The sequence below is a fragment of the Treponema putidum genome, from assembly GCF_024401155.1.
GTDB classification, from domain to species: domain Bacteria; phylum Spirochaetota; class Spirochaetia; order Treponematales; family Treponemataceae; genus Treponema_B; species Treponema_B putidum.
On record NZ_CP038804.1, the window covers coordinates 2,465,465 to 2,479,259 of the forward strand.

A 13,795-nucleotide genomic window follows, 5' to 3' on the forward strand; every position below is an offset into this window, starting at 1 on the left:
ATATTAAATTTTTTAATTATCAAAGCGGCTATTGTGTATTTAAAGAATCTATAATATAATAATGGGAATAGGGAGATTTTATATGAAAAAAATTATTTCAGCATTATCAATCGCACTGTTATTGCTTGCAATATCAAGCTGCGGCGGCAAGTCGGAAAAGAACAATGCTGTTCTTAAAGTAATAAAGGAAGCCGAAGGTATGACCCTTGATCAGCTTTTCGAAAAGGCTTATCAAGAATCAAATGGAAAGGTACTAAAAGGTTTGGGTAATTCAAGCCGGGGTAAAACAGCGGGAGAGACCTTTGTTGAGGCGATAAAGGCAAAATATCCCGACTATACAGGAAAAATAGATTGGTCTCAGCCTAAGAACAATACTATTTTTGATCAGCTTACAAATGATAATAAGAACGTCAATCCCGAATTTTCTATGACTCTTATTCAAGATGGAGCCCAAATTAAGGCTAAGATGATTGATACGGGCATTCTACATAATTTTGTTCCTAAAGAGTGGAAAGAATCTATGGGTACGGATATGAAAGAAAATGGGAATCCTTTAGCCTTGCAGACTTTGAGCAAAGTTTTTATGTACAATAATGTCGATGCTTCAAATAAGTTTTTAAATGTGTGGGATTTTGTAAAAGAAGGTCAAAGTCCCTTATTTATGGGTTTGGAATCCGAACCTATCGGAAAAAACTTTTTGCTCATGCTTACCCACGAAAAATATTCAAAGGTTGTAAAAGCCGCTTATGATGCTTTGCCTGAAGCCGATAAGGCTTATTTTAAACCCATAATTGAAGGCTTAGAAAAGACGGCAAAGGAACTCGGTTTAAACGAGAACGGAAAATATGCCCTCGCATGGATCAAGCTCTTTGTTTCTCAGTTTAATTTAAAAACCGATGACGGTCCCATCAGCGTAGATTTGGTAAAAAAATCTTCTAAGGATCAAACAGGTTTATTGGTTTACTCTAAATTACGTTCCATAAAGGAAACGGAAGAATCTTCCGTTAATAACATTACAGTTGCGGCCTATCAAGACGGGTACAAGGGATTCGGAGGCTATGCCTATAAGCACTATTTGCAGGTACTGAACAATGCTCCTCTTCCGTGGACGGCATGCGCCTTTATTGCTTACATGGTAACAACCAAAGAAGGATTCCACCCTTGGGGAAAAGATATGGGAGGATACAGCTCCAATCCTGCCATCAATCAAGATCACAGTATGGACGGCTATGTTGATGAAGAAATAAACGGCGAAACAAAAAAAATAAATAAATTCCCCGCTAAAAATGATAGAGGTTATGACTGGTGGACAGGCGAAGGAAGAGGCGGTTTAATTATCGAAGATCCCGTATACTGTGCAAGTGTTACCTTTACTGTAGGTGAGTGGATCAGCTCTTTAAGAAACTAAGAGAGGTTAATTAAAAGATGCTCTTATTTAAGTAATTAAAAAGAGTTTTTATCAATAGGTTTCCGCTGTTTGTATTTTTAAACGGCGGAACCCTTTGTGTTATTTGGAGGAGATTTTGGCTGGAACAGTTCCGGTTTTTTTAAATAAAAGCAAGGATTTTTTTAGAAAACCTCAAAACCTGATATTGCTGATATTCGGTATTGTACTTTCGGTTACAACTATAGCACCGGTAGTAACTATTCTTTTGGACACGGTTACGGTTCATCCCGGCACTATAGATGCTATACATGGGCCGAGCGGTTTTACGGTCTTTAATTGGAAGGATATTTTTACCGGCTCTCTTGCCGTAAGAAACTTTTGGGGCCCGCTTACAAATACCTTATTGCTTGCCGTATTCAGCTGTGTAGGAGCTATCTTAATAGGCGGAGTTTTTGCATATTTGATTACACGCACAAATATAAAATGCAAAAAATATCTGAATATCGTTTTTATTTTTCCGTATATAATGCCTCAGTGGACATTGGCTCTTACTTGGATGAACTTATTTAAGAGCACTGCCGTTACGGGAGGCTCTAATGGGATACTTGCTGGTCTTTTCGGTATTACAATGCCTGCATGGTGGGCTGAGGGACTGTTCCCTTCAATTGTTGTTCTGTCCCTGCATTATGCAGCCTTTGCATATATCTTAATCGGAGGCATATTTAAAAATATGGACTCCAATTTGGAAGAAGCTGCATTGATTTTAAATACTTCAAAGACGAGAATATTCCGCAAGGTCACCCTTCCGTTATTAAGGCCTGCCATTCTATCTACTGTTTTGCTGGTCTTTGGAAGTGCTATGGGTAGCTATCCTGTTCCCCACTATTTAAAACTGACCACTCTTTCTACCAAATACATAGATTTAAAAGTTGTAAGGACGGGGCAGGCTAGTATTATCGGCGTAGTGATGATGATTTTCGGAATTTTAATACTGATTACTAACAGATTAAGTATGAAATCCCGAAAAAATTATACAACCATTACCGGAAAAAGCGGACAGGTCAGCAAGGTAAATGTGGGAAAAATCGGACAATATTTAATTCCCGCAATTTTAATTATCTTTACCTTATTCACCGGAATATATCCTGTCATTTCCTTTGCCTTTGAAACCTTTTTACCTAACCCCGGAGACTACAGCTTTTTTAGAACAGGCAATTTTGCAAACTTAACCTTAAAATGGTGGACTCATCACTCGGCAGAAGATGTCGGCATGTACGGACAATTCGGTATTTTATATAACCGCGCCTTTTGGATGAGCTTTAGAGGAACCATCATTGTCGCCTTTTTCTGTGCTTTCCTTGCAGGAACAATAGGGCTTTTGATAGGCTATGCGGTAAGCAAGCACAGAAGAAACAAGTTGGCAAATTACGTAAATGACATAGCCTTTTTGCCATACCTTTTGCCTTCGCTTGCCGTGGGTATAGCCTTCTTTATCTTCGGGTCTATGCTGGGAATTTATGATACATTTTTGCTTTTAATAATAGTCGGAACAATTAAGTATATTCCTTTTTCGTCACGGAGCTCCCTTAATTCGATGCTCCAAATAAGCAATGAGATAGAAGAGTCGGCTTTGATACAAGATACGCCTTGGCATAAGCGTATGACTAAGATAATAATTCCCATTCAAAAGACGGCTATTTTAAGCGGCTATCTTTTACCCTTTATAACCTGTGTTAGGGAATTAACCCTATTTATGCTCTTGTGTAGTCAGTCCAAAATAAGCACAACCATGCTTGACTATTACGACGAAATGGGCTTATACGCCTTTTCGAGTGCAATCAACTTAATTTTAATTATATTTATTTTGGCCGTAAATTTCGGATTAAACAAGCTTACAAAGGCCGGAATCGATTCGGGTGTAGGAGGACAATAATGCCTGAGATAATTTTACAAAACCTTACAAAAAGATGGGGAAAATTTTACGGAACGGATAATTTAAATCTAAGCATAGAAAATAATTCTTTTATTACCCTGCTTGGGCCTTCAGGCTGCGGTAAGACCACAACTCTTAGAATGATTGCCGGCCTTGAAACACCTACAAGCGGAAAAATAATCATCGATGGGGAAACGGTTTTTGACAGCGAGAAGGGCATAAACATTCCTGCAAATAAAAGAAAGGTCGGTTTTTTATTTCAAAACTATGCCCTTTGGCCGAATATGACGGTTTATGAAAACATAAGTTTCGGCTTAAAAAATATTAAAGAACTCATGTCCCTCTATGATTTTGAAATTAAAAGAATGGATGATTTAAAAAATATTTTAAGTGAAAGCAAAAAAGTTGCCGAAATCATCATTGATTCGCAGACTAAAGATAAGAAAAAAGGCAACAGGCTTGATGAAAAAACAGCTTTGATAAAATTGATAGACAACTTTATTATTTCCGAATATACGGCAAAAACGATTTTGTCTTACGGGCTTGAAAAAACTGAAAATCGTGAAGAAAAAGTAAAGGCAATAATTTCCGGTTTGGATGAAAAGAGGGCATCTCTTTTAGAGAAGCACAAGAAAAACGGGTTTTCGGTAAATGATAACTACGAACTTGTAGATGAAAAAGGTGAAGTTATAAAAAAAATACGCAAGCTCGAAAACGAAGAAATAGACTTAATAGTCCGCCGTGTTTCCCGCATCGTAAAAATCGGAATGTTTATGGATCGGTATCCCAATGAGCTTTCAGGCGGACAGCAGCAAAGGGTTGCTATTGCTCGAACCTTAGCTCCCGGGCCCAAGGTGCTTTTTATGGATGAGCCCCTTTCAAACCTTGATGCAAAACTCCGGCTTGAAATGCGGAGCGAATTGCAGCGTCTCCATTTGGACACAAAATCGACTTTTATCTATGTTACCCATGATCAGCTGGAGGCTATGACCCTTGCAACAAAAATATGCTTGATGGACAATGGCCTTTTACAGCAATATGATGCTCCCTTGGATATCTATGAAAAACCTGTAAACTTATTTACCGCAGACTTTATAGGAAATCCTTCGATAAATTTTATAGAAGCTGTGGGTGAAACCTCTGTAGACGGAGATTTTAATTTAACATGTCTCGAAGGTTTAAAATTTAAGTTTAAGCCCGCTCAGAAAATCGATTATAAAAAGTGGCTTTTGCAAACGGAGGCTGAAATTAAAAAACAAAGAGAAGAAGAGGCTGAGCGAACAAAAAATGCAGAAAAGGAAAATAAGATTTTGCCTTTTAAGTATCATATATCAAAAGCCGAAGAAGCTGAGCTTGATTTAAATTCTTCGGTACCGTCTGAAAAAGATTTTATAATCGGAGTCCGGCCTGAATTTATTAAAATACACGAAAACGGAAAACTGACAGGATCCATATACAGCTCGATGCCCACAGGTATGGAAACTACCGTCAAAATTAAAGTTGGAAATCTCCTTTTAACGGGTGTTGTGTTTTTAAACATAACCTATAGGATAGGAGAAAAAATAAAATTCGATATTGAAGGTGACAGGATTATGCTCTTTTCAAGTCTTAATCAAAGATTGGTTTCTTTAGGATGTTTGGAAAAAGAGAATATGAAAAATAGTTGACAATCCAGCGCAGATGTCTGATTGTTACTTTCTATGCAGAAAAGCTAAAAAACTTTTTTGAAGCTCCTTTAAAACCGAAATAAAATTATAATAAGGATAGTTGAAAGTCTTACGGATTGAGACTCACCAATCTAAAAATGGTATGGGAGATTTTAAGGTATCTACCCCGAAACTGTAAGGAGTGTTTTACTATGGACAAGACAAAACGTTTTTCATTGGCTAACAAGTTGATGCTTATATTCGGTTTGCTTATTTTTGCAATCAGCCTTATATTAGGATTTTTTGCTGTACGCACCGCCCGAAAAGCAGTAATCGAAAAAATTGAAGCGCACTTAATCGACAAGGCTGCAGATGTTGCTGGTATTATAGACGGAAGAGTAGATTCTTTTTTCCAATTTTTTGAAGGAGTCTCTCGTGCTCCTATCTTATTGGATCCGGAAATTTCCTATACTGAAAAAACAGCCTATTTAAAACAAGAAACGGCATTCAATGACAAAATTTACAGAATGGATTTGATAGATATGAACGGAAAAAGGCGTACTTATGACGGGCAAATATTAGATGTTTCAGACAGAGATTTTTTTATCTCTGCATCTAATGGGAAAAGTTTTGTTTCAGAACCGCTTGTTTCCCGCCTAGACGGTACCTTTGTCATCGTATTTGCCGTTCCCATTTACAATAAAGATCATAGGGTAGCAGATGTTTTGCTTGCGACAGTCGAAGCAGTCCACCTTTCTAAAAGAATTGAAGATATTGTAGTGGGCAAAACGGGAAATTGTTATATTATGAGTAAAAGCGGCGTGATTATAGCTCATAAAGATACCAATCTGGTCAAAAGCCAAGTGAATATTATTGAGCAAGCCAAAACAGACGGCGAACTTGCTTCTACCGCCGCTTTTTTGGAATATGTTTTGGGCTCTTCCAAAAGTGAAATCGGCTATTACACATATGAAGGCCAATCATACATCGCTTCATTTTCACCGATGAAAAATACCGACTGGTCGGTTATTATCCGCGCCCCTGTAAACGAATTTATGGGTACTGTAAATACCTTGCGAACCTCACTGGTTATTATTGGTGTGGTAACTTTTTTGATCGCACAGTTAATTGTCTTTTTTATAGCTAGAGCCTTAGTAAAACCTATTCGCGGTGTTGTATCAGCTTTGCAAAATATTTCACATGGTGAGGGGGATTTGAGCGTGCGCCTTCCGATAAACGGCAATGATGAGATTACCGACCTATCGGAATACTTTAATCAAACTATTTCTAAAATCGGTTCATCGATTAGGCAAGTAAGTTTAAACAGCATCGATATGGAAAATATCGGAAACGAGCTTGCATCTAATATGACCGAAACCGCCAGTGCCGTGCACCAGATAAGTGCTAACATCGACGGAGTAAAACAGCAAGCCCTTACTCAGGCTGCAAGCGTTACCGAAACGGCGGCTACGATTGAAGAAATTATCCGCACGATAAAGCAGTTGAATGGCAGTATCGAAAATCAGGCAGCCAGCGTAGCCGAATCCTCTTCGGCTATCGAGCAGATGGTCGGGAACATAGCTTCTATCACTCAAACCCTCGGCAAAACCGATGATGTCATAAAAACACTCGCCTCCGCTACAGCCGACGGTAAGGATACGATAGTTAATTCAAATTCCGTTACCCAAAAAATAGCCGAAGAATCAGGCAGTCTTTTGGAAGCCTCAAGCGTTATCCAGCACATTGCAAGTCAGACCAATCTTTTAGCGATGAATGCTGCAATCGAAGCCGCCCACGCAGGCGAGGCGGGTAAGGGCTTTGCCGTTGTTGCCGACGAAATCCGTAAGCTCGCAGAAGAATCTTCTACGCAAGGTAAAACCATAACTTCTACCCTCAAAGTATTATCCGGCGAAATCGAAGCTCTTTCAGCCTCTTCAAGAACGGTAGAAGAGAAATTCAACACTATTTTTGCTCTTTCGGAGCAGGTAAAAACTATGAGCCAAAACCTAACTAACGCTATGCGTGAACAGGAGAACGGCAGCAAGGAAGTTTTGACAGCCATTCGAGACATCAATATGGTAACAAACCAAGTAAATGACGGTTCCGCCGAGATGCTGCGAGGCGGTGAGAATGTAGCTCAAGAAATGCAAAAGCTCGATGAGCTTACCCGTGTCATTACCGACAGTATGAACGAGATGGCTAGCGGTGCGGTACAAATCAGAAATGCCGTTCAGGAAGTAAATGAAATAAGTCAAAAGAATAAGATCAGCATTCAGAACCTTGCAGAAGAAGTCGGAAAATTTAAGGTGTGATTTTTATAATAGACAAACTTTTATTTTTTTGGTAGAATGCGCCGGACATACACCAATAAAAGGAGAATTGTATGAACTATTTGGTTTTAATAGGCGTTGTAATTATCATCGCCGGCTTCATTTTAAAACTCGATGTAGTTGCAGTCGTTTTGATTTCCGGTCTTGTAACCGGTTTGATTGCAAAGATGGGGTTTGTTGAAGTTCTTAATGCTATCGGAACAGGCTTTGTAAATAACCGTTATATGAGTTTGTTTTTTATTTCTTTTCCTGTAATTGCAATAATGGAGCGTTACGGATTAAAAGAAAGAGCTGCAGAATTCATTAGAAAGATTAAGGGAGCAAGTGCCGGTATGGTTATTTGGCTCTACATTCTTATAAGAACAATTGCATCGGCGTTTTCTATTAGATTGGGCGGCCATGTTCAGTTTATCAGGCCATTAATCCTACCCATGGCTGAAGGAGCTGCTCAAAAACATGTAAAGCTGACCGAAGAGGACATCGAAAAAATTAAGGGCCTCGCAGGAGCTTCCGAAAACTACGGAAACTTTTTCGGTCAAAATATTTTTCCCGTTGCATCAGGAGTTCTTTTGATTACAGGAACTCTAAAAGAGCAGGGCTTTGATATCAGCAATACTGACGTTGCTAAATATTCCATCTTAGCAGGTGTTGCAATGGTCATTATTGCCCTTGTTCAATGCTGGCTCTTTGAAAAAAATCTTAGAAAAGGAGAAAAGGCAGATGTTTAGTTTTATTCATAATAATACAATGGTTATAGATGAAATCGTTTATGGGCTTTGCGGTCTTGTTTCGATTATCACAGCCGTAATCTCCTTAAAAGATAAAAAGAATCCTACCGGAACCTTCGTCTTTTGGGGACTTTTAGGGCTCTTGTTTATGTTCGGCAAAGCCGTTGTTGTAAATGTTCCTTACGGCGGTGCTATTATCGGCGGTTTGCTCTTTGTTTTGGGCGGCTTTACTATTACAAACCAAGTAAAAGTTGCAAATATTAATTCGGCAACAAAAGAAGAAATTGCCGAAAATTCAAAAAAGGTAGGAAATAAGATTTTTATACCTGCCGTTTTGATAGGTGTTGTTGCTATGTTATTGGCCCAAATGAAGAGCTTTAAAATTTCGATTGGAAAAAATGCTGCCGGAGCAGATATTATCTTCGGTTTTTCTACTGCACAAGTTGTAGGTCTTGCTTCGATAGTTGCCCTTATTTTTGCAATAATTTTAGCAAAACCGAAAATGAAGGATACAATCAACGATACTTCAAAGATGCTGATGCAGGTAGGTTCTTCAAGTTTACTTCCTCAGCTTCTCGGTGTTTTGGGTGCAATCTTTGCAACAGCCGGAATAGGTAAGATAATCGGTCATTTTGCAAGCGGTATTGTTCCTCAGGGTGTTCCCGTTCTGGGTGTTATCGCTTATTGTCTTGGAATGGTAATCTTTACGATGATTATGGGCAATGCTTTTGCCGCCTTTACCGTTATCACAATCGGTGTAGGTGTTCCCTTTGTAATTGCTCAAGGCGGAAATCCGGCTGTTGTAGGAGCCTTAGGTATGACTTGCGGTTACTGCGGTACGCTTTTAACACCTATGGCAGCAAACTTTAACATTGTTCCTGCAGCAATTTTGGAAACTAAAAATAAATATACATTGATTAAGGCTCAAGCCCTTATGTCTTTTGCTTTGATTATTGTTCATATTATTTTGATGTTGATATTCGCTTTTTAATTAAGAGATAAGATAAACAGCTCGGCAGAAATTCTGCCTCGTTGTTTATCTTCGCATTATTGGAGAAGTAAATGAAGATTTTAGTTACCGGATTTGATCCTTTCGGCGGCGAAAAGATTAACCCTGCCCTTGAAACGATTAAACTTCTTCCCAATGAAATTTTGGGAGCAAAAATTATCAAGCTGGAAATTCCGACGGTTATCGGAAAATCCGTAGCCAAGATAAAAGAAATGATTGAAAAAGAAAACCCCGATGTGGTTTTAAGTATCGGTCAAGCCGGAAACCGGGCCGATATTTCGGTTGAAAGAATCGGTATAAACATTGATGACTGCCGAATTCCCGATAACGAGGGAAATCAGCCCATTGATGAACCTGTAGTAAAAAACGGTCCTGCTGCTTACTTTGTTACTTTGCCCATTAAGGCCATTGTAGAGAAGCTAAAAGCCGGAAAAATACCCGCTTCAATATCGAATACGGCAGGAACCTTTATATGTAACCATGTCTGCTACGGTGTAGCACACATTGCTGCGGAAAGAACGGCACAAGGTAAACCGATGAAAAGCGGATTTATTCATATTCCGTTTTTACCTGAACAGGTTATCGGAAAGCCGGCTTTAACGCCTTCAATGGGGCTGGATATTATTGTAAAAGGAATTGAACTCGCAATTGAAGCTATTGTCGAAAACGATGCCGACATAAAGATTTCAGGCGGCAAAATTTGCTAGAAGACCGGTTTTAAGTTTTTTAATTACGCCTATTAAGATGTTTAATCTTAATAGGCGTTTTTTATTTATTTTCTGAGAATTTTATTTTATTAGCCGTTTTGAATTTGCCTGCTTCTTTTTACCTCCAAAAAGATTTCAGTTTTTAAAAACAGGTTTATTTTTTATCAGCTGCTGTTTTAAATCCCTCATCTTCTCGCTTAAAGAAACCTTGTATATGTGAGGGTTTAAAAGACGCTTTGAAGTATAATCCAAACTGTCGAGCTGCTTTTCTGCATAGGCTTTGATTTCTTTAAGACTTGGTGCCTTGCCTACAGCCTTGCCGTTTTCAATGCGTTTTTCTAAAAGGGCTTCAGCTTTTGCAGGAGCAAAAGTAAAATTTTGGTAATCGTTTGCAGGGTGATAAAAAGTTTGCTCTACGCCCTCTTGTATTTTTTCGTCTTCAAGAGTTAGGATGTCTGCTTTAAAGGTTCCGTCAGGATTGTATAGGCGCCAAACCTGTTTACATGCAGGGTTAGTCATCTTTGCAGGATTATCCGAAAATTTCATAACAGGAGTCCATTCCGTTTCTCCTAAACTTTTGCGGGCTGCCATTTTGTAGACCCCTGTAAGAGATGCTTCATTTCCGCCTGTAACCATGTGGGTTCCTACTCCCCAAGAGTCTATAGGCGCATTGTTTTGAACAAGGGATTCTACAATTTCTTCCGTCAGCTCGTTTGAAACGGAAATCTTTGCTTTAGAACATCCTGCCTCATCAAGCCGTTTTCGAACATCCTTACTCAAATAATAAATATCGCCCGAATCTAGGCGTACTCCGAAGTTTTTTCCTTTTTCCTGTAAGCGTTTGCCTACTTTAATTGCATTTACAATACCCGAACGGAGGGTATCATAGGTGTCTATTAAGAATATGGAGTTATCGGGATATATGTCGGCATAGGCCTGAAAAGCATCTTCTTCATTTTTAAAAGACATTATCCATGAGTGGGCCATTGTTCCGAGAGCGGGTATGCCGAGTGTTTTGGCAGCAAGGGAATTGCTTGTGCCGAAAGCTCCGCCTATGTAGGCAGCCCGTGTTGCACTCATAGCTCCGTCATTGCCCTGAGCTCGGCGGAGGCCGAATTCCATTATAGCTCCCTTTTTTGAGGCCAGCCAAATTCGGGCTGTTTTGGTTGCTATAAGGGTTTGGAAATTTATCATGTTTAAAATTAGACCTTCCAAGAGCAAGGCTTCAACCGCATCAGCTTCAATACGTATTAAGGGTTCATTCGGAAAAACGACGCTGCCCTCCTTCATTGCCCAAACATTACCGGAGAATTTAAAATCGGCAATATATTCTAAAAAATCTTTTTCAAATATTCCTAAAGACTTAAGCCAGTCTATATCACTTTTTTCAAAGTGAAAATTTTGAATGGTTTTTAAGAGGGGTTCAAGGCCTGCAAAGACGGAATAGCCCCCCTTAAAAGGATTTGATCTAAAAAACATTTCAAAAACGGTTTTTGTGTTATTTCCTTTTTTCCAAAAACCTTGAGCCATTGTCAATTCATAAAAGTCTGAAAATAAAGCATTATCAATCATAAATTTTACCTCATATAATTATTTTAAGAATGCGTAATTACTTCCCTCGGCTTTGAGCCGTTTGCAGGGCCGACCACTCCGCGCTCTTCCATTTCTTCTACAATGCGGGCGGCTCGGTTATAACCTATTTTAAGCCGCCTTTGAATATAAGAGGCAGAGGCTTTTCCTTCTGCCAGAACAATCTCTAAGGCCTCATCATAGAGAGGGTCGCTTTCATCTCCGAAGAGGGAGCCTTGAGAATATTCTTCATCATCTACGAATATTTCGTCATCTATGTAATCGGGCTCACCGAAGGTTTTTACGCATTCTACAACTTGTTCTACTTCGTCATCCGATAAAAATGTACCTTGGATTCGGGATGGGAAAGGTTTTGTTGTGCTTACGTAGAGCATATCACCCTTTCCTAGAAGTTTTTCAGCTCCGATGTTATCGAGGATAATTTGACTGTCTACACGGGAGGCGACCATAAAGGCAATTCTACTGGGGATGTTTGCCTTAATTAAACCTGTAATTACATTGGTCGAAGGCCTCTGGGTTGCAAGCACCAAGTGAATACCTACGGCACGGCTCATAGCACAAAGCCTTGAAACGGTAGCTTCGAGTTCTTTGCCCGTAGTTGCCATAAGGTCTGCAAATTCATCGATTATGATTACTATATAGGGCAGGGTTTCTGCAGCAATTTTTTCCCTTCTTATTTTTTTATTGTAGCTTTTAATGTCTCGAACGCTCATAGAGTCAAGCATAGCGTAGCGTCTTTCCATTTCGCAGATACAATATTGCAAACCTTGAAGAGCCCGTTTCGGTTCGGTAATAACCGGAGTTAATAAGTGGCCTATTCCGTTATAAAGTTTAAGCTCTACTATTTTGGGGTCAACCAAGAGGAGCTTTACTTCTTCGGGACTCTTATTGTAAAGTATTGAAAGAATAATGGAGTTTACGCAAACCGACTTACCTGAGCCTGTAGCTCCGGCTATTAAAAGATGAGGAGTCTGACAGAGGTCGAGTGTTTGTGGTTCTCCCGTTACATCTTTCCCAAGAACGATGGGTATGCCCATTTTTTCGATACCTGGTATTTCCGTTTCGATTAGTTCTCTAAAGCCGACTATTGCCCTTGATTCATTAGGCACTTCGATACCGACGGCTTGTTTTCCCGGAATTGGGGCGACAATACGGACGCTTTGCGCGGCAAGGCGTAAAGCTATATTGTCTTGAAGAGCTGTGATTTTACCCAGTTTTATGCCCGGAGGCGGCAGGACTTCAAACATGGTAACTACAGGCCCTTTTCTAATACCTGTAATTTCGATACTGATATTGAATTCTTCAAAGGTATTTTTTAAGGCTATTGCTGCTTTTCGGGTCGAATCATCTACTATCCAGTATTCGTTTCCCGGGTATTTTGTTAATAGGTCATAAGGAATGTGGTAGCCTTTTTTTTTGTCCGTTGAACCTGCCTTAGGCTCCAGAGGCTGAGCGGCACTTATTTCTATATCGTCTGAACTTTCTTCTTCAACATTTTCAGGTTCTTCATCATCGGTTTCATCTTCCGGCAGGGTAATTTCTTGGGCCGTGTCATCATCATTATCATCGCCGTTTTTTTCTTCTGAGGAAGATAGAAGTTCTTTATCATTTTCTCCATCTTCTTCTATTGAATGGAGTTCTTCCAAGTCTTGTTCAATGTTTATATCTTCTATTACGACAAGAGATTCTATTATACCTTTTTTGGGCTCGTGAGCAAGAGATTGTCCTATGTCTACTTCTATATCGGCCCCTACATTTTCGAGTGCGGGCATTTCTTCTTTAAATTCTTTAACACTATTATTTAGTTGAGATTTTATAAACTGATTATGTGTAAGGGCTGCTTCCGATAAATTTCGTTTGTTTATATCCGGCTCCGCCTTTGTATTTGATTTTACCAAAAACTCGGTTTTAAAAGATTCGTTTTTTTCTTCAAAAATAGGAGCGGCTTCTAACAAATGATAACTGTCGCCTATAATGTCCTCTATTTCTTCTTCTTGATGCGGAAGGCTTTTTTTTGAATTAAATTTTTCACTTAACATAAGAGTAAAAAATACTTCCACTAAGAGTAAAAGGCCTGTTGCAAGAGTTACGGCAATTTTTGTGAATTCTTGGACCGTATTATTTGCAATTTTAGGAAGTAAAAAATAGATTAAGTGTTCACCTAATACGCATGTTAAAAAATATACAGGCATAAATGATAACAACAGCTTTGAATATAGAGTCCAGCCGGGGATAATCAATAGAATTGCAGAATAAAGAAGAATAATCGGTATGAGTAAGGAAGAGAATTTATATGTAGAAAAAAGAGCTGTTCCTAGCTTTTCAAAAGGAAACATATAGCTGTTAAAGCCGAACATAGGTAACAGCACTGCAAGGGCTATGTATATTGAGCATATAAAAATGAGAATTCCCAAAATGATGGATATTATTCTAAATTTTGATTCTTCTATCAAACGTCAACTCCG

9 protein-coding genes are annotated in these 13,795 nt (G+C 39.1%); 7 read left to right on the plus strand and 2 right to left on the minus strand.

Going from position 1 to position 13,795, the window contains the following annotated elements:
- The first annotated feature begins 82 nt into the window (after positions 1-82).
- The 7 genes from E4N74_RS11440 (at position 83) to pcp (ending at position 9,740) form a co-directional block, all read left to right on the plus strand.
- The gene (locus tag E4N74_RS11440; RefSeq protein WP_255817816.1) at positions 83-1,408 is read left to right on the plus strand and encodes a hypothetical protein; all 1,326 of its coding nucleotides are present in this window, start codon (positions 83-85) and stop codon (positions 1,406-1,408) included.
- A gap of 103 nt (positions 1,409-1,511) precedes the next feature.
- On the plus strand, positions 1,512-3,320 hold the full coding sequence (locus E4N74_RS11445) for an ABC transporter permease (RefSeq protein WP_338113397.1): 1,809 nt from the start codon (positions 1,512-1,514) through the stop codon (positions 3,318-3,320).
- Positions 3,320-4,987, plus strand: a complete 1,668-nt coding sequence (locus E4N74_RS11450) for an ABC transporter ATP-binding protein (protein WP_255805345.1) — start codon at positions 3,320-3,322, stop codon at positions 4,985-4,987. Before E4N74_RS11445 ends, E4N74_RS11450 begins: the two co-directional genes overlap by 1 nt.
- 191 nt (positions 4,988-5,178) lie before the next feature.
- Positions 5,179-7,278, plus strand: a complete 2,100-nt coding sequence (locus E4N74_RS11455) for a methyl-accepting chemotaxis protein (RefSeq protein ID WP_255817818.1) — start codon at positions 5,179-5,181, stop codon at positions 7,276-7,278.
- Between the two features lie 71 nt (positions 7,279-7,349).
- Positions 7,350-8,024 (plus strand): DUF969 domain-containing protein, encoded by a 675-nt coding sequence (locus E4N74_RS11460; RefSeq protein WP_255805349.1) that lies wholly within the window; start codon positions 7,350-7,352, stop codon positions 8,022-8,024.
- Positions 8,017-9,015 carry a DUF979 domain-containing protein gene (locus E4N74_RS11465; protein ID WP_255805350.1) on the plus strand — a complete coding sequence of 333 codons (999 nt, stop codon included), beginning with the start codon at positions 8,017-8,019 and terminating at the stop codon, positions 9,013-9,015. Before E4N74_RS11460 ends, E4N74_RS11465 begins: the two co-directional genes overlap by 8 nt.
- Positions 9,016-9,086: 71 nt before the next feature.
- A complete protein-coding gene (pcp, locus tag E4N74_RS11470; protein ID WP_255805351.1) occupies positions 9,087-9,740 on the plus strand; it encodes a pyroglutamyl-peptidase I in 654 nt (217 codons plus the stop codon).
- Between the two features lie 135 nt (positions 9,741-9,875).
- Here the strand turns inward: pcp and E4N74_RS11475 are convergent, their stop codons facing one another.
- A complete protein-coding gene (locus E4N74_RS11475) occupies positions 9,876-11,312 on the minus strand; it encodes a nicotinate phosphoribosyltransferase (RefSeq protein ID WP_255805352.1) in 1,437 nt (478 codons plus the stop codon).
- A gap of 23 nt (positions 11,313-11,335) precedes the next feature.
- The gene (locus tag E4N74_RS11480) at positions 11,336-13,783 is read right to left on the minus strand and encodes a DNA translocase FtsK (RefSeq protein WP_255805353.1); all 2,448 of its coding nucleotides are present in this window, start codon (positions 13,781-13,783) and stop codon (positions 11,336-11,338) included.
- Positions 13,784-13,795: the final 12 nt, after the last annotated feature.